This window comes from Nostoc sp., from assembly GCF_036916575.1.
In the GTDB taxonomy this organism is placed as follows: Bacteria; Cyanobacteriota; Cyanobacteriia; order Cyanobacteriales; family Nostocaceae; genus Nostoc.
On record NZ_JBALGC010000143.1, the window covers coordinates 43,581 to 59,405 of the forward strand.

The window sequence follows — 15,825 nt, forward strand, 5'->3', positions numbered from 1 at the left end:
TATTCAAGAAGTATTGAACCTGTAAGAATCGCTTTTGTGATGATAATTACTGACTAAAAATGTAGAATTAACCAGCGAAATACAAAGGAGCTTCAAACAATGAATGACTTGTCTACCAAAGATTTAAACAAACTACGCTCTCAAAGCAAAATAATTGTTAATCGAGTCGAGATTTTTGTAGAAACTTACTTATCAGAAGCCTCGCTTAATGAGAATCTGCTTAACGAAAACTTACAAGAGATCATTAAGGCTGCGAATAGCTTAATAAACGCAGCATCTAAGATGAAAATCGGAGAAAATGTGCAACATAATCCCAACGGTTCAAAATAGGTCAATAGTGCTGAATGTAAACCTATAGCTAAATAATGGGGATTGAATACAGTACTGAGTTCCGTAAGCCCTGCGGGCATGGCTGCGCTTAGAGCAGTGGCGGGGCATTGAGCCGCGTGCTGAGTAATCGACATTAGATACTCAGCACTATTTTGATTATGGAAATAAATAAATCTAGACTGTTAGGAAATACCATGCTAAAAGAGCTAACTTCAAAATTCAACAACTGGTTACAACGGAATAGAATTGTACGAAACCTGGAGTTTTTTCAAGACTTTATTATCATTTCTCTGTGTCTTGGTTTATTCTGTGTGATGCTGATTCGACTGGGAGATATGTTCTTCTCATTTTTGCATCCCTTAGATTTACGACAAGTAACATCTGATATCCTGTTCATCTTGATTTTAGTAGAGTTGTTCCGCCTGTTAATCGATCATCTACAACAACAGCGAACATCCGTAACCGCAGCAGTGGAAATTACTATTGTTTCTGCTTTGAGAGAGGTAATTTTACGCGGCGTTCTCGAAATTCCTCGCGACCAAATTTTTGGCATAGCTGTATTTTTAGTAGTTTTAACAGCAATTATTGGGGCTTTACCTTGGATATCTCGGTTTTTGGAGCAGGTCAAAATTGCTAACCCAGAAACAACAGATAAAGTACAATTATTGACTAAAAATACTCTAGCTTCTGATTGATTGTAACCGTAAATACTCTTTAAAAATAATTTGGTAGACGCAAGTAAATTTGCCAGATGTATGATATTCTTTATGTATGGAGAATCAAAAGCACACATAAAGACAAACAATTTTCCTGACAAGTTTGAGCTCTGCAAGATTTCGCTTAAAAATATGGTTTTGTATCTAGCTAGCTCATGAATGTAGAAGCAGAATCAAATCAGTCAAGCATTTTAAATTTTGTTGAAGTGTATCAACTTGCAAGCGATATTAGTAACATTTAATATCCTTGTGTTTCTGTTTAATATCTTATCGCCTTCACGAATTAAAAGTAGATGGTAGGTTGGGTTGAACGTTGTAAAATCCAACAAAGTCTCGAAAATGTTGGGTTCCGTTCCTCAACCCAACCTACATAATTTCTTTCTTAATTACGAATTCCAATGAAGTATTGATTGTTAACTACTAAGCACTAACACATGAGTAGAATACCATGCTTGAGAGTCTTCTGAATAACCATAATTTACCGTATCCCGATACAATACATCCCATCATTGTCCATTTTGTAATTGCAATGGTATTGTTTGCCTTTTTGTGTGATGTCATTGCCTACTTTACTAATAATTATCGTCTTTTCGAGGTGAGTTGGTGGAATATGTTTTTCGCTACGATTTCCATCTTCATCGCCGTTGTTTTTGGTCAATTTGAAGCAGGTTTAGCACAACCTTATGATGCTGTTCAACCAGTATTGAATTTACACACTATCCTTGGCTGGTCACTTTCAGGAATTTTGACAGCCATTACAGCTTGGCGTTATGTAATTCATTGCCGTAATCCTAAAAAGGTATCAGTTTATTACCTAGCAGCAGGTCTAGTTTTGACCATATTGGTAGGCGTACAGGTGTATTTCGGAGATGAATTGGTTTGGGTATATGGACTGCATACTGTACCTGTTGTTGAAGCGGTGAAGGAGGGCTTATTACGATGAATCCTGAAGTTGTTGACCAATTTAAAACTCATTTGGGAGCAAATGGGTTACCTTACCCTATACCCATTCACCCAAATCTAGTCCATCTCACTATAGCTTTGTTCATCCTTGGTATTACCTTTGATTTCATTGGTACGCTGTTCCCCCTACAAAAACCAGTCTTCAAGTTTTTAGCAATTCCTGCTAATCGTTCTAGCTTCTTTGAAGCTGGTTGGTACAATATGATAGCTTCGTCACTGATCACAATTTTTACAGTGACAACAGGTTTTTACGAAATTATGTTGGCAGAACCACTCACTGGGGTAAAAAGTGCCTGGGGATTGGAAGGGGTGGAAACAATGCTTTGGCATGGAGTAGGTGGTGTTCTTCTTCTAGTGCTGATTGTTGGGATGACTATTTGGAGAGGATTCCAACGCTATGTTTGGGATCGGGATGACGCTCAACAGGTGCAGTGGGGTTATCTATTTTCTGGACTGTTCATCATATTCATCATGTTCATCCACGGTACGTTAGGAGCGCACTTAGCTGCTGAGTTTGGGGTTCACAATACTGCTGATATGTTGTTGCGCTTGGGCAAAGACCCCAACTTACTACTGAGGTAATCATGAAGAAAATCCAAAAAGTTTTGATTTCGAGTGTAACTGCGATCGCCTTAATTGCTGTTAGTCTTTGGATAGGGGAGTGGACCTATTCTTGGATGCCTCCTCAAGCCGCATCTGAATCGCACCTTGTGGATGAGTTGTTTAGTTTCTTAATCACGTTAGGAGCATTTATCTTCATTGGAGTTACAGGAACACTCATCTACTCAGCGATTTTCCATCGAGCAGAGCAACATGATACTAGTGATGGCCCCCCCATTGAAGGCAATATCACATTAGAAATTGTCTGGACTGCAATTCCTGTATTGCTAGTATTTTGGATTGCTACCTATAGTTACCAAATCTACCAGCAAATGGGAATTCAAGGCCCAATGGAAGCTATGCACATGCATATTCCAGCCTTGATGAAATCTGCATCTGCTGCACCAGTGAAAGAGGACAGGGAAAATGTTAATGTCTTGCCAGTTGAAGATATTGAAGTCGATGCCAAACAATGGGCTTGGGTTTTCCGATATCCAAAAACAGATACCACTAGCACTGAACTACATTTACCCATCAATCATCGCATCCGTTTAACATTGCATTCAGAAGATGTTATTCACGGCTTTTATATTCCCGCTTTCCGAGTCAAGCAAGACATTATTCCCAACCGCAATATTGACTTTGAATTCACCCCTATTCGCACTGGCAAATATCAATTGACCGATTCTCAATTTAGCGGCACTTACTTTGCAACCATGCAGGCAGATGTCATTGTCGAGTCCCCTGAAGATTACAAAACATGGCAGACAGAAGCAGCAAACCATGAACCATGCATTGCAAATAATCAAGCAGCTTCTGAATACGCCCAAGAGTCCAAAGAATTAATCAAAGGTTGGGCTACGGTAGTACCTGCACAAGCACCCATAGTCAATTCTAACAAAGTAATTCGTCGCTTGTCTGACTCTGCTCCTCTATGCGCCTCTACGCTTTTGCACGAGGAATAAACCTTTAAGTATCCTGCAACCGGGAAATGAGTAAACAAATGACAAAGCGCAAAGTCGAGCCAATGCTACCTCAGCGCCCTGCGTCGGAATTTTGTGGCGTTGAGCGGAGGTTTCCGACCTAGACGCTTTGTAGTAAAGCAGCGTAAAGCCTACGGTATAGCTTCTCTACAAGACGCTGCGCGTAGCTTGCTTCCCCGAAGGGATACGTTTAGAGCGACGCAAGAGCGTCACCCGGAGGGCTTGCTGTAAGCATCAGACGGCAGTTCCTTTAAGCGGGGGAACCCCGCCAACAGACTGCCTCAACTTTGTAAGAGAGAACAAAGGAAAAAAGATAAATGACTAATATTTCCGTTAAAGGTATTACAGGTGACAAACCTCAAAACGAACCGACAACTAACTGGAAGCACTACTTTAGCTTCAGCACAGACCACAAAGTTATCGGTATTCAGTATATTGTTACCGCTTTTATTCTCTTTTTAGTCGGTGGTCTATTTGCAATGATCATTCGTGGAGAATTGATTACTCCAAAAGCAGACCTCCTTGATCGCAGTGTGTATAATGCAATGTTCACCATGCACGGCACCATAATGCTATTTGGATGGACATTCCCCATACTTACAGGTTTTGCTAACTATCTTGTACCTCTGATGATTGGGGCGCGAGATATGGCGTTTCCCAGACTTAATGCTGTTGCCTTCTGGATGGTACCAGTCGCTGCTATCCTACTGATGGTCAGTTTCTTTGTACCTGGTGGGCCAGCGCAAGCAGGTTGGTGGTCATATCCTCCCGTCAGCGTGCAAAACCCGACAGGAAATTTAATCAATGGTGAGGTTATCTGGCTTCTGGCAGTGGCAGTATCAGGTGTTTCCTCAATTATGGCGGCGATTAACTTTGTCACCACAATTGTCACGATGCGTGCACCCGGTATGACTCCCTTCCGCACGCCCATGTTTGTTTGGAATGTATTCAGCGCCCAGATTATCCAATTGTTTGGACTACCTGTGTTAACAGCAGGTGCAGTCATGCTTTTACTCGACTTAACAGTTGGAACTAGCTTTTTTGACCCCACCAAGGGAGGCGATCCAGTTTTATTTCAACATTTTTTCTGGTTTTACTCCCACCCTGCTGTTTACGTAATCATTCTGCCAGTCTTTGGAGTCTTTTCGGAGATTTTCCCTGTTTTTGCTCGCAAACCTCTGTTTGGCTATAAAATTGTCGCTATTTCATCACTGCTGATTGCTGGAGTTAGCGCTATAGTCTGGGTACACCATATGTACGCCAGTGGTACTTCCGGCTGGATGCGGATGGTTTTCATGCTCACAACCATGTTCGTATCTGTGCCTACTGGCATTAAAGTATTTGCTTGGACTGCAACGATTTGGGGTGGTAAGCTACGATTTGATACACCAATGCTGTTTGCATTTGGTGCATTAATCTTGTTCGTGTTTGCAGGTATCACTGGCATTACCCTTTCCTCTGTTCCCATTGATGTCCACGTCAATAATACTTACTATGTGGTGGGTCACTTCCACTATGTTCTATATGGCACAGTCACGATGGGGATGTTTGCTGCGATTTACTTCTGGTTCCCCAAGATGACTGGACGTATGTACTACGAAGGCTTAGGTAAGTTGCACTTCTGGCTGGCGTTCATTGGTACTAACCTCAATTTCTTCCCAATGCATCCATTAGGATTGCAAGGAATGTTGCGTCGAGTTTCTTCTTATGCCCCAGAGTATGAATTTTGGAATATTATCGCCAGTATTGGAGGATTTATGCTAGGTGTGTCTACTTTGCCTTTCATTCTGAATATGATTGGTTCTTGGATACATGACCAGCACGCACCGAAGAATCCTTGGCGAGCAATTGGGCTAGAGTGGCTGGTTGCTTCACCACCTCCTGTAGAGAACTTTGAGAAAATTCCAGTTGTTGTGGGTGAACCTTACGGATATGGAAAGTCTGAACCATTGGTAGCCGACGAGCATTAGTTTTAACACAAAGGGGCGCGAAGGTTCACGCAAAGGTACGCAGAGAGTTTGAGATCAGGTATTAGGCGATCGCAAACTAATATTTTGCTCTTTTTCTCTGCACTTGGAGCTGAGACAAATATATAGGAGTATTCAAACAATGGACAGTTCCATCATTTCAGAAAAATCACACCATCCTTCACACGAGCATACCCATGATGAAGAACGCAGCAAGATGTTCGGCTTCATTGTGTTCTTGCTTTCAGAAACTTTCATTTTCCTCGGTTTTTTTACCGCATATATTGTCTACAAAACAACAAATTCTGACTGGTTGCCTGCTGGTTTTTCCGGACTAGAAGTCAGAGATCCGGCAATTAATACAGTGGTTCTTGTCTCCAGTAGCTTTATTATCTACTTGGCAGAACGCGCCCTTGCACGCCACGACTTGATGAAATTTCGCCAGTTTCTTGTCTTAACGATCGCAATGGGAAGTTACTTTTTAGTTGGACAAGCGATCGAGTGGAGCCACCTTTCTTTTGGCTTTACCACAGGAGTCTTTGGTGGAATGTTCTACTTACTGACTGGCTTCCACGGTTTGCACGTTCTCACTGGCATTTTGTTGCAGATACTTGTTTTGGGTCGTTCTTTCATCCCTGGTAACTACGACACAAGTCATTTTGGTGTCAATGCTACTTCCATTTTCTGGCACTTTGTTGATGTCGTCTGGATTGTTTTGTTTGTCCTGATTTATATCTGGCAATGACACTCTGTTATCTAAGGTTTTGTGTGGAAGATAGCTTTGCAGAATAATGGCTCAAATCAGCACAGGCAGCTTTCAACCATCCGCTGCATTTGAATTGTTAGCTTGCATTTTTACAATTGTTCGAGCAGTATATTGTATTCTGCATGAGAACCAACCCAGAACCAGATTACAGTGTCTTCATCTAATTGACCGACTGCTCGATAAGTTTTTGTTAATTCGTGCAGAATAGATGACAATTCAGCATGAACTTTCTTAAATCGCAAGCTCGGATAACTTAGATCTTGCTTGAATTGCTGATTTGCCTTATGGGTTTGTTCCTGAATCTGCTCTGGTAGATCGGCAAACATTTTACGAAATTGAGTAAGTTGTACGAGATTTCACAATGTTTCTGGATCTAACTCTTGTGTCTTGCCTGCACGATGTTCAACCATCGCCTCGGCAGTAAGCTTTGCTAGCAGGTCTGGGGAACGTGCAAACGACTCATCCCAGCGACGCTGATCTTCAAGTTCTCCTAGAATCATCGTTGCGATCACGTCCTGCTCGTCAGGGGGTAAAGTTTTTAATTGGGCGTAGACGCAACGCAGCTTGCCGTCAGGCATCGCTCTTTCAAGTAATTCAGTAATTGCAAAAGTACTTCTACCAAAGAGTTACTAACCATTATCGCTTATTGAATTGCTGAAAGCTTTATTATCCGCCTCATAGCCTCGCCCTATTCTGTAAAGTTGCTCTCAAAGCATGGAACACTGAGTAAAACTCAAATGTTAGCATCTTGTCAAGAATCCTTCTCATCATCACTCACAATTGTCTGGAAAACAACATAAATGGTTGATTTCCGACTCAATGTTGTTTATACTTTGCGATGTAAGTTTTGCTTGCGTAAGTAAAGAATATTGGCATAAAAACTGGTAGGAGAGTGGAATGAGCAGTTATTGGGGTGTGTGCAATGGGTGTTTGCTAAGTTTCCTAGCAAGTGTTTGTGTCGGTTTTGGTAGTTATCTAGTCAAGCAAGAGCCAACTCTTGCACAGTTCCCAGCCAATAAAGAAGCAATGCCTGCGGCGGGCTATGCCTACGCATCGGTAGTCACAAAAACCTCTGTTCAATCTGCTTTAGTCACTGATGAGAAAGCGAAGCGATGTCTAACAACAAGCCGCTTTGCGTCTACGCAAAATTCTATAGAACATCCCTTTATCGGCAAATCAAATATATTTAAGGTCAACAGACAAAACTCAATTGCTCAACTCAGTCAACCCACAATTGATGTAATGTCAGTTACAGATGTGAAATTGAATACTACTACTAAGGGCATAGAGTTAATTTTAGTTACGCTTAACTCGAAGGGATTGCAAGTTTCACCGAAGACAGAGGGTAACTCGTACATTGTAGATATTCCCAATGCCAAGTTACAGCTTGCCAGTGGAGAGAGTTTCCGACGCTCAAAGCCAGTAGCAGGAATTACTGAATTGACAGTTACAAATACTGCTAACAATACACTGCGATTGACGATTGTGGGTAACCAGAGTCCGCCGCAAGTGCAATTGTTTGATAGTGTTACTGAGGGTTTAGTGTTTGAAGTTAATACAATAGCTTCTTTACCAGAGGCTACACCACCAACAGCACAACAACCAACAACTACGCCTGAGCAAAACCAAGAGCCAATAGAACTAGTAGTAACTGGTACCCCAGACACTAGGTATCAGGTTCCCGATGCGACCGTAGGGACTCGGACTAATAGGCGGATACAGGACATTCCTCAGTCGATTCAGGTGGTTCCTCGGCAGAGTTGGCAGGATCAAGCAGCCGTTAACACCATTGATGCCTTAAGGAGTGTCGGTGTTATCCAAGCCGCTAATTCGCCGACCAATGGTGATGTCTTTACAATTAGAGGTTTTCAGACGAGCAACATCCTTCGCAATGGTATCAAAGACTATACAGCAGGAGCAGTATCAGGACAATCTCAACTCGCCAACATTGAAAGGTTAGAGATTGTGAGGGGGCCAGCTTCTGTGCTTTACGGTCAAGGTAATCCGGGTGGCACGATTAACTTTGTCACCAAGCAGCCACTGAGTGAGCCTTACTTCGCCACTAGTATGACTTTTGGCAGTTATAGTTTCTATCAACCAACTTTAGATATTTCTGGCCCTCTCAATTCTGACAAAACGCTGCTTTATCGTTTAAATGCTTCCTACATCAGCACAGAAAGCTTTATTGACTTCTTTTACAATCAACGTTATCTAATTGCACCCGTTGTTAGTTGGCAAATAGGTAAGAATACGAAGCTGACTTTTGAAGGCGAGTTCCGAGATCAGCAGCAGGCCCATAGAACGGGGCTACCTGCTGTCGGAACTGTCTTGCCTAATCCAAACGGAGAGATTCCACTCAATGTCAACACATTAGATGAAGGTGCCACAAACAATCGTCGTTCCCTGCTACTAGGCTATAACTTTGAACATCGTTTTAGTGATAATTGGTCTTTGGTAAATGCTTTTAATATTAGGTCTCTAAGATACAGAACAGATACTGCCAATCCTGGCTCTCTACGAGCCGATCAACGGAGCATAAACCGCACACGGCAAGACTATCTAGGACCTGCTGCCGATGACGAGTATGCTTTAGACAATCATGTGGTAGGTAAATTTAAAACTGGCAGCCTTCAGCATGAATTAGTTACTGGCTTTGACTTGTACAGAGATATTGTTCAGTTCGATCAGACGATGCGGACTCTTGCACCTCTAGATTTATTTAATCCTGTCTACGGTCAACTTCCTGGTGGTATTGTTTCTAGAATTAATCAAAAAACTAAAAACGATCAGCTCGGTTTTTATGTTCAAGATATAGTCTTACTTACTAATAACCTGAACTTGGTTCTGGGCGGACGCGGAGATTTTGTTGATAATAAAGTTACTAATTTTTTAAAGGCAAGTGGCAATCAAAGTCAATCAGACTTTGCATTTAGTCCTCGTGTAGGTCTTGTTTATAAACCTATCCCACCCGTCTCGCTCTATGCCAGCTACAGTCAATCCTTCTCCCAAAATCCTGGAACTACGTTTGAGGGTGATTTATTTGAACCCAGTCGTGGCACTCAATATGAAGTAGGAGTTAAAGCTGATTTCTTTAGTGGGAAACTCTCTTCAACCTTGGCTTTGTATCAATTAACTTTATCTAATATTTTGACGACTGACCCTAATCATCTCACCTACTCTATTGCAACAGGGGAACAACGCAGTCGAGGTGTTGAACTCAACGTTACAGGCGAGATATTGCCAGGCTGGAATGTGATTGCTTCCTATGCTTATACGGATGGACAGGTGACAAAGGATAGCAACCTAGCAATTATTGGCAATCAACTAGTGAATGTTCCTGAGAATAGCGCGAGTTTATGGACGACTTACACTTTTGGTAAAGGAAATTTGCAAGGGTTAGGGTTTGGATTAGGTTTATTTTATGTCGGCGAACGGCAGGGGGATCTGAACAACTCATTCAGTCTACCGAGTTATTTACGTCTTGATGCTGCTGTCTACTATCGATTAGATCGCCTTCGCTTTGCACTTAACTTCAAGAATCTATCCGATGTTCGGTACTTCACTGCTCGAAATATCAACCTTGTTTATCCTGAAGACCCATTTATTGTGGAGGGAACAGTAAGTTGGGAGTTTTGATAGGGCTCGTCGGTCAAATTCTCCAATCTTGAGTGCCACCTTCGCATCAATGGAGATTCGGAGAGTATGAGGGTCATTATTTATCAGCTTCAGTATTAATTTGTTCGACTTGTTCAAAAATGGCTTCTGTTTCTGGAATCTTCTTGATAGACTTGGTTTTAAGAACTCGTTTTAATGTATAACCTGAATCATTCAATCGTCGTCGGTCGCTTTCCTTGAGTTTTTTCGCTGTTTTCATGTAAAGAGATTTTAGGTTCTCGGTGAGTTGAATGATAGATTTTGGAGACATAAGGTAGGCTGCACACTGAAATTATCTTTCTCTGAATCATAGGATCAATCATTCTGTGGAGTTCTCTTACACCACTTTTTAGCGTCGCAGTCTATTTATTATCTGTATAGTAGCCAAGAGTAATTTAGATGCATTTAGACAATGGCTATATTACGTCAAATAAATTACACAAAAAATACTACAGATAATATTTGCATCTGTGAGAATTACGAGCAAAGAGTCAACTGACCAGTTTGTAGCATCCTCAGCGCTAATGCACGACAACTAGAGCAGTCACAACCAAACTTAGCGATTGCTACATTTCCAACAGTATCACTATTGGGATCTAGAGAAAAAACTCGTGGATTTACTTGCACGCCAGCTGTACCAATGGTTTGTGTAGCAGAAGTATTTATTGGTGAAGCAACAGTGCCAATTTGTTGGTTTTGTGGCGTACTATTGCTCAGAGTTATAGTTGGTCTAGTTTCTGCAACAGCAGTATGACTCATCAAGACTAACAAAGACACCATGCAAGAGGTACTAAGCAGTGTCAATGTTGTTTTATTCATCATAAAAATCAGCTTGTAGTTTATCAAATGAAAGTTTAGCATTAGTATAAACCATGTTATTACTCAATAGTTTACTCTTGAGTAATAGCTGTAAAAAACAAGAAATACGTAATTATGAACAAGAATCTTTTAACACTGCTTGGTTGCTCGGGTTCTTTAGCTACAGCACTCCTAGCTTCTCACTCTGCTCAGGCCTTGATGCCAAACAAAATACCAGGAGTTGTACCTGTTCCAACAGTAAATACAACTCGCACTAACTCACAATCAGATTTTCCTCAACAATCTCAAATTTTAGACAGTATGGTTAAACAGTATGCTCAGACAAAGTTTGGCTGTACGTGTGTCAATTGTATGAACTTGGCACGTCAAATGCTCCTGCAAAACGGCTCTGCCCCGACTAGTCCTTTGGGATTTTAAATTACTCAAAACATCAACAAATTTTGAGAACTTTATTTTGGTCTTCATCAGTGGTTAATGAGCAGAAAATCATTGATGAAGATTCGGCATTTGATGATTTTTGATTACAGATAATGTTGCTGTAATCAGATATTTGCTGTTGAGCTTGGATTTCTAAAAGTTGGGGGATGTCACAAAGCGATAGCTTTGATATTAAGCTAACAGTTGCACACTGGTTTGACAAAGACATGACAAATCTATGACAAAAATGTGACTATATTGATTGCTGAGGCAGGATTTGTATATTCATTACTCTCTCCAGAGAAAAACCAACAATCCTTAGTAACCCAAGTTGCGGGTTATAAAGGCAATTATTTCGTTTAGCATAAGCCCTCCTAATTTTCTTCTTGGAGGGCATTTTATTGCTTAATCGGAGCAATGCGATCGCTCGTAAGAGTAACTAGCAACTTGGGTTAGTAGGTTAGCGATGGCGTAACCGCCCGCCGGAGGTGATAAGCGAAGCTTAAGCCTTCGGCTATCGCATAACTTGAGTTTTTCAAAAGCTGATTTTCTTGTGACTCATTTTCAGAAGTCTAACCCTGTTTTGTTGGCTCTTGGGTAGGTGTTATGCTAAATTTCAAACTAAAACTACAATTATTTAGGCCCAAACTGCGTATACTTGCCTCCTAAACCTTCGACAATCGTGCGTGTGTTGGCAATCAGCATTCCTTGGTAAGTTTCGCCCTCTGTTCCTTTTTCGCCCAAACCATCAGCAAACAATTCTCGGTCTGAAACCTTTACTTTTGCCTCTTTTGCTACCGCCTGTATGAGTTTCGGGTTTATCGTTGTCTCTGCAAAAATCGTCGGTACACCCTCTTTTTCAATATCCTTCGCTAATGTACCTACCCGCGCAGGTGTCGGTGCTTCTTCCGTACTAATGCCCCCTAGCGCCTCATCAAGAGGAATTCCATAAGCTTTGGAATAGTAACCAAAAGCATCATGAGTTGTAACTAATTTGCGTTGCTTAGGTGGAATCGTGGCTATTTCTGATTTAATCCAGGTGTCTATCTGACTAATTTCGTTTGTTAGTTTTTGGGTGTTGCTAGTGTAGGTTGCAGCATTATTTGGAGCTACCTTTGCCAACTGTTGAGAAATCACCTGTGCTATAGCTATCCCATTTTGGGCATTGTGCCATACATGGGGATCGGTAACAGTTTTACCATCTTCATCAAACTGCTGAGGTTTGGGGACTGCAACTTCATCAACAGCCACCTTGGGGGCAGGATTTGAGGTTGCTTTGATTAGCTTGATTAGACCAGGTTCAAAATTGTAGCCACCGTAGAGAATTAACTTAGCCTGCTCAATTGCTTTACTATCATCTGGCTTGGGTTGGTAGACGTGCGGATCTGATCCGGGATCGATTAAGCATTTGAGGTCAATGGTATCGCCTGCAATTTCTTTGGTTAAGCCACAAGTAACAGTGCTAGTGGCGACTACTAACGGGCCTTTCCCACTAGCTTCAGATGCAGGTGAAGTACCTGTTTGGGGAGCCGCCACATTATTTGCAGGTGCGGGAGTCGGTTGGCTGGTTTCTGATGTTGGACTACATCCAAGTACTCCGCATGTTAAAGCAAGAGCAGTTAAGGCTTTGAATTGCAGATTGTGAGATATCATAAATCTGATGACTTCAGTTATAGTGATTCTCATTATCATATAAATGGTGAAAATTATATATGTTAGAGGTTAAAGATTTAGCTGTAAATTACCGGGGAGTCATGGCGGTTGAGAATGTGAGTTTTTGCTCCTTACCAGGACAAATTCTGGGTGTAATCGGCCCAAACGGTGCTGGTAAAAGCACGATGGTAAAGGCGATTTTGGGCTTAGTACCAACCACAAGTGGGGTTGTACAGTTTCGATCTCGCGCTTTGAAACAACAATTAAGTTCTGTTGCGTATGTACCACAGCGATCACAAATTGACTGGGATTACCCGATAACAGTTTGGAATGTGGTGATGATGGCGCGGACTGTGCATACAGGCTGGTTTCGTACACCTTCACGTCCATCTCAAGAAATAGTTAAAGATTCTCTGTTGCGGGTGGGGATGTTAGAGTTGCGATCGCGTCAAATTGGAGAGTTATCAGGGGGACAACAGCAGCGAGTATTTTTAGCACGAGCTTTAGCACAACAAGCTGAACTATTATTTTTTGATGAGCCATTTGTAGGAGTTGATAAAAAGACAGAAGCCATCATTTTTGATGTCTTTGAAGAACTAAAATCTCAAGGGAAGATTTTATTAGTAGTCACTCACGATTTGGGAACAACTTTGACAAAGTGCGACCAATTACTGTTATTAAATAAACAAATAATTGCTAATGGTTCGTTAAGAGAAGTAATGACAGCAGATAATATTCAACGCGCCTATGGAGATAATGTATTGTTATTAAATAGATATGTTTCTTACAGCAGAGAGCATTAAAACTAATTTATGAATTTTGATGCGCTAGACCCTGAACTTTAACAGTCTACTAATTCAGGTGTTTGATTGAGGATTTGACTACGAATTGAAATGAAATCTAGATATACAGATGAATCTAATTTATCTGGGTGAAAGACAGCAACATTATGACAATTTTGAAATGCCAACTTGATGCCAAAGTGAGATTCGACTGCACCACGAATCGCATCTCCACCCATCATTCGCAATAATTGAGCGCGTGCTTGTTCGCTAGGGGGTGGAACTGCATGATTTGCCCATTCTTCACCTCTAATTAGACGTTCTGCAAGACCTTCTACAACATCCCAAGCGTAAGGTAAGGATTGTCTGATGGTTGCGACAAACTCTTTTTCGTCAACCTCACCCGCTTTGGCTTGTTCAATCAGATGCACACTTATATTTAATGACATTTAGTTTACCTTGTTGAATTTAAGAGTTAACAGTTCGGCTTCTCTCCGAGACGCTCTGCGAACGCTCACTGTTGACCCTGAGCGAGTTTGTACTGAGCGTAGTCGTACCCCTACGGGAAAGCAAGCTACGCGCTAGCGTCTCTGAAAGAGAAGTAGCCGAAGAGTCAAGTTTGACCTAATTTCCAGAAATAATGATAATCATTATTGTATAGTTATTGGTGCGTTCGCAAACAAAAGTAATATTCTGCATTTGTAAAACTTTGATGGGCATTATCTATCAATTTTGTCAAGATAAATGCAAAAGTTCATGAGTAGATTTTTTCTAATTTCTCAGAACTTGAAAATATAGAAGCCGTAAAAAATATCAAATTCTTAGTAAATTAGGGAGATTTTTGCTGATGTTAAACTTGATTTTAGAACCCCTAAGTTTTGAATTCATGCGTGAGGCACTTGCGACAGCGATTCTATTAGGCATTCTCTGCGCCGTTGTGGGTAATTATCTTATTGTTCAACGCATGGGAATACTAGGAGATGTAATTGCTCATGCAGTTTTACCAGGACTAGCTATAGCCTTTTTCTTAGGTGTCGATATTTTCTTAGGTGCATTTATCTGTGGAACTCTCAGCACCTTTGTTATTTCTTGGATTCAATCTCAATCCCGTATTAAAGTTGACGTAGCAATGGCGTTAGTTTTTTCTGGTTTTTTAGCTTTGGGTATCATGCTGATTACGCTACTGAAAAGCAAATTAGACCTGCATGAATTTTTATTTGGCGATATTTTGAGCGTAACTACAGATGATGTGAAGCGGACTATAATTATCACAGTTTTTGTCTTGATTTTAGTAAAACTTTTTTACAAAGAATTATTATTTTACACTTTCGATCCGCTTGGCGCTCAAGCGAGTGGTTTACCGATTAATTTGATTCATTTTGCCTTAAATGGTGCTATTACTTTGACGATTGTTGCCAGTATGCAAACTGTGGGTGTAGTATTAGTTGTTTCGCTACTGATTGGTCCAGGAATTACAGCTTATTTATTAGTAAAAGAGTTATATCAAATGATGCATTTAGGTGCTGTTATTGGTGTGATTAGCAGTGTAACTGGGATGTATATTAGTTACTATTTAAATGTGCCATCAGGTGCGGCGATCGTTTTAGTTGTTTCTGTGCTATTTTTCTTAGCATTATTTTTAAGTCCTACCCAAGGAATTTTAACTAGACCAGAAATTGGTCATCGAAGAGGTAGGCTTCTTAGCCAGTTCAAATCTCAAAATCCAAAGTGAGCCAGTAGCATCCTGTTGCCCTGCGTCAGAATTTTCTGGCTCGTTTCATCTCATTTATTGTGATATGGGTAAGAGTTTACATCTCATAAAGCAGATGCTATCCCCAGCGAGGTCATTGACGTGATGTGCAGCTGAGGTAGATGCCACCATCACCGCATTAGATTCTATAAAAACAGTAGGCCCAGGCACTAGCTTACCAGCTAACTTCTGCTCGTCAATCTCCGATCCTGTAAGGAAGTATACGTCGTCCTGCTGGTTACGTACAGCGTCAAAGTCCTTTGGTGTCTCGTACTCGTGATATTCGATGCGGTCAGAAGATCCGAGAACTGCGGCAGCGATCGCACTCTGGATAAAGTTTAACCTCCAGCCCCAAATCTACTAACTTCTGAAAGAGTTGAATTTCCGCACGTCCAGGGTAAAGCCAAAAGCGTTCGATGCCACAC

Annotated in this window: 17 protein-coding genes and 1 pseudogene; 11 read left to right on the forward strand and 7 right to left on the reverse strand. The window is 41.2% G+C overall.

Translation table 11 applies throughout. From position 1 onward, the window contains the following. Window positions 1-99: 99 nt before the first annotated feature. The 7 genes from V7L29_RS31990 (at window position 100) to V7L29_RS32020 (ending at window position 6,304) form a co-directional block, all read left to right on the forward strand. Entirely contained in the window at window positions 100-330 is a 231-nt protein-coding gene (locus V7L29_RS31990) for a hypothetical protein (protein WP_334691710.1), read from the forward strand. Window positions 331-524: 194 nt separating this feature from the next. After that, window positions 525-1,025 carry a phosphate-starvation-inducible PsiE family protein gene (locus V7L29_RS31995; RefSeq protein WP_334738015.1) on the forward strand — a complete coding sequence of 167 codons (501 nt, stop codon included), beginning with the start codon at window positions 525-527 and terminating at the stop codon, window positions 1,023-1,025. Between the two features lie 469 nt (window positions 1,026-1,494). Continuing rightward, window positions 1,495-1,989, forward strand: coding sequence for a DUF2231 domain-containing protein (locus V7L29_RS32000; RefSeq protein ID WP_334691712.1), 495 nt, complete (start codon window positions 1,495-1,497; stop codon window positions 1,987-1,989). Continuing rightward, window positions 1,986-2,591 carry a DUF2231 domain-containing protein gene (locus tag V7L29_RS32005; protein WP_334691713.1) on the forward strand — a complete coding sequence of 202 codons (606 nt, stop codon included), beginning with the start codon at window positions 1,986-1,988 and terminating at the stop codon, window positions 2,589-2,591. Before V7L29_RS32000 ends, V7L29_RS32005 begins: the two co-directional genes overlap by 4 nt. Window positions 2,592-2,593: 2 nt before the next feature. Beyond that, window positions 2,594-3,574 (forward strand): cytochrome c oxidase subunit II, encoded by a 981-nt coding sequence (locus tag V7L29_RS32010; RefSeq protein ID WP_334738016.1) that lies wholly within the window; start codon window positions 2,594-2,596, stop codon window positions 3,572-3,574. Window positions 3,575-3,909: 335 nt separating this feature from the next. After that, window positions 3,910-5,562, forward strand: coding sequence for a cytochrome c oxidase subunit I (gene ctaD / locus V7L29_RS32015; protein WP_334738017.1), 1,653 nt, complete (start codon window positions 3,910-3,912; stop codon window positions 5,560-5,562). Window positions 5,563-5,701: 139 nt separating this feature from the next. Beyond that, window positions 5,702-6,304: a cytochrome c oxidase subunit 3 gene (locus V7L29_RS32020; protein WP_334691716.1), complete on the forward strand. Its 603-nt coding sequence runs from the start codon at window positions 5,702-5,704 to the stop codon at window positions 6,302-6,304. Between the two features lie 110 nt (window positions 6,305-6,414). Here V7L29_RS32020 and V7L29_RS32025 read toward each other — a convergent pair whose 3' ends face one another. Next, a complete protein-coding gene (locus V7L29_RS32025; protein WP_334738018.1) occupies window positions 6,415-6,651 on the reverse strand; it encodes a ParE family toxin-like protein in 237 nt (78 codons plus the stop codon). Between the two features lie 30 nt (window positions 6,652-6,681). Continuing rightward, a complete protein-coding gene (locus tag V7L29_RS32030; RefSeq protein ID WP_334738086.1) occupies window positions 6,682-6,927 on the reverse strand; it encodes a hypothetical protein in 246 nt (81 codons plus the stop codon). Between the two features lie 295 nt (window positions 6,928-7,222). Here V7L29_RS32030 and V7L29_RS32035 point away from each other — a divergent pair, with 295 nt between their 5' ends. Continuing rightward, on the forward strand, window positions 7,223-9,961 hold the full coding sequence (locus tag V7L29_RS32035; RefSeq protein ID WP_334738019.1) for a TonB-dependent siderophore receptor: 2,739 nt from the start codon (window positions 7,223-7,225) through the stop codon (window positions 9,959-9,961). Here the strand turns inward: V7L29_RS32035 and V7L29_RS35715 are convergent. Together V7L29_RS35715 and V7L29_RS32045 are read right to left on the reverse strand one after the other, a co-directional pair. Beyond that, window positions 9,947-10,199: pseudogene (locus tag V7L29_RS35715) on the reverse strand (ISAzo13-like element transposase-related protein); the annotation flags it as partial. The gene V7L29_RS32035 and the pseudogene V7L29_RS35715 sit on opposite strands and share 15 nt — an antisense overlap. Before the next feature lie 257 nt (window positions 10,200-10,456). After that, window positions 10,457-10,801 carry a hypothetical protein gene (locus V7L29_RS32045; RefSeq protein WP_334738021.1) on the reverse strand — a complete coding sequence of 115 codons (345 nt, stop codon included), beginning with the start codon at window positions 10,799-10,801 and terminating at the stop codon, window positions 10,457-10,459. A gap of 111 nt (window positions 10,802-10,912) precedes the next feature. Between V7L29_RS32045 and V7L29_RS32050 the strand changes: the two genes are divergently transcribed. Further along, entirely contained in the window at window positions 10,913-11,215 is a 303-nt protein-coding gene (locus V7L29_RS32050; RefSeq protein ID WP_334738022.1) for a hypothetical protein, read from the forward strand. A 13-nt stretch (window positions 11,216-11,228) separates the two neighbouring features. On the opposite strand, the gene V7L29_RS32055 is transcribed toward V7L29_RS32050, so the two are convergent. Together V7L29_RS32055 and V7L29_RS32060 are read right to left on the reverse strand one after the other, a co-directional pair. Beyond that, window positions 11,229-11,444, reverse strand: coding sequence for a hypothetical protein (locus V7L29_RS32055; RefSeq protein ID WP_334738023.1), 216 nt, complete (start codon window positions 11,442-11,444; stop codon window positions 11,229-11,231). Between the two features lie 404 nt (window positions 11,445-11,848). Further along, complete coding sequence (locus V7L29_RS32060) at window positions 11,849-12,868, reverse strand: metal ABC transporter solute-binding protein, Zn/Mn family (protein WP_334738024.1); 1,020 nt, start codon at window positions 12,866-12,868, stop codon at window positions 11,849-11,851. A gap of 59 nt (window positions 12,869-12,927) precedes the next feature. Between V7L29_RS32060 and V7L29_RS32065 the strand changes: the two genes are divergently transcribed. Beyond that, window positions 12,928-13,671, forward strand: coding sequence for a metal ABC transporter ATP-binding protein (locus V7L29_RS32065; protein ID WP_334693056.1), 744 nt, complete (start codon window positions 12,928-12,930; stop codon window positions 13,669-13,671). A 38-nt stretch (window positions 13,672-13,709) separates the two neighbouring features. Here the strand turns inward: V7L29_RS32065 and V7L29_RS32070 are convergent, their stop codons facing one another. Further along, complete coding sequence (locus V7L29_RS32070) at window positions 13,710-14,099, reverse strand: SCO5389 family protein (protein ID WP_334693057.1); 390 nt, start codon at window positions 14,097-14,099, stop codon at window positions 13,710-13,712. A gap of 398 nt (window positions 14,100-14,497) precedes the next feature. Between V7L29_RS32070 and V7L29_RS32075 the strand changes: the two genes are divergently transcribed. Next, window positions 14,498-15,382, forward strand: coding sequence for a metal ABC transporter permease (locus tag V7L29_RS32075; RefSeq protein ID WP_334693058.1), 885 nt, complete (start codon window positions 14,498-14,500; stop codon window positions 15,380-15,382). The last annotated feature ends 443 nt before the right edge of the window (window positions 15,383-15,825 follow it).

Excerpts from the sequence above, each read along its gene's own strand:
- V7L29_RS31990 (WP_334691710.1), top strand. The coding sequence starts at position 100 with ATGAATGACTTGTCTACCAAAGATTTAAACAAACTACGCTCTCAAAGC.
- V7L29_RS31995 (WP_334738015.1), top strand. The coding sequence starts at position 525 with ATGCTAAAAGAGCTAACTTCAAAATTCAACAACTGGTTACAACGGAAT.
- V7L29_RS32000 (WP_334691712.1), top strand. The coding sequence starts at position 1,495 with ATGCTTGAGAGTCTTCTGAATAACCATAATTTACCGTATCCCGATACA.
- V7L29_RS32005 (WP_334691713.1), top strand. The coding sequence starts at position 1,986 with ATGAATCCTGAAGTTGTTGACCAATTTAAAACTCATTTGGGAGCAAAT.
- V7L29_RS32010 (WP_334738016.1), top strand. The coding sequence starts at position 2,594 with ATGAAGAAAATCCAAAAAGTTTTGATTTCGAGTGTAACTGCGATCGCC.
- ctaD (WP_334738017.1), top strand. The coding sequence starts at position 3,910 with ATGACTAATATTTCCGTTAAAGGTATTACAGGTGACAAACCTCAAAAC.
- V7L29_RS32020 (WP_334691716.1), top strand. The coding sequence starts at position 5,702 with ATGGACAGTTCCATCATTTCAGAAAAATCACACCATCCTTCACACGAG.
- V7L29_RS32025 (WP_334738018.1), bottom strand. The coding sequence starts at position 6,651 with ATGTTTGCCGATCTACCAGAGCAGATTCAGGAACAAACCCATAAGGCA.
- V7L29_RS32035 (WP_334738019.1), top strand. The coding sequence starts at position 7,223 with ATGAGCAGTTATTGGGGTGTGTGCAATGGGTGTTTGCTAAGTTTCCTA.
- V7L29_RS32045 (WP_334738021.1), bottom strand. The coding sequence starts at position 10,801 with ATGATGAATAAAACAACATTGACACTGCTTAGTACCTCTTGCATGGTG.
- V7L29_RS32050 (WP_334738022.1), top strand. The coding sequence starts at position 10,913 with ATGAACAAGAATCTTTTAACACTGCTTGGTTGCTCGGGTTCTTTAGCT.
- V7L29_RS32055 (WP_334738023.1), bottom strand. The coding sequence starts at position 11,444 with ATGTCTTTGTCAAACCAGTGTGCAACTGTTAGCTTAATATCAAAGCTA.
- V7L29_RS32060 (WP_334738024.1), bottom strand. The coding sequence starts at position 12,868 with ATGATATCTCACAATCTGCAATTCAAAGCCTTAACTGCTCTTGCTTTA.
- V7L29_RS32065 (WP_334693056.1), top strand. The coding sequence starts at position 12,928 with ATGTTAGAGGTTAAAGATTTAGCTGTAAATTACCGGGGAGTCATGGCG.
- V7L29_RS32070 (WP_334693057.1), bottom strand. The coding sequence starts at position 14,099 with ATGTCATTAAATATAAGTGTGCATCTGATTGAACAAGCCAAAGCGGGT.
- V7L29_RS32075 (WP_334693058.1), top strand. The coding sequence starts at position 14,498 with ATGTTAAACTTGATTTTAGAACCCCTAAGTTTTGAATTCATGCGTGAG.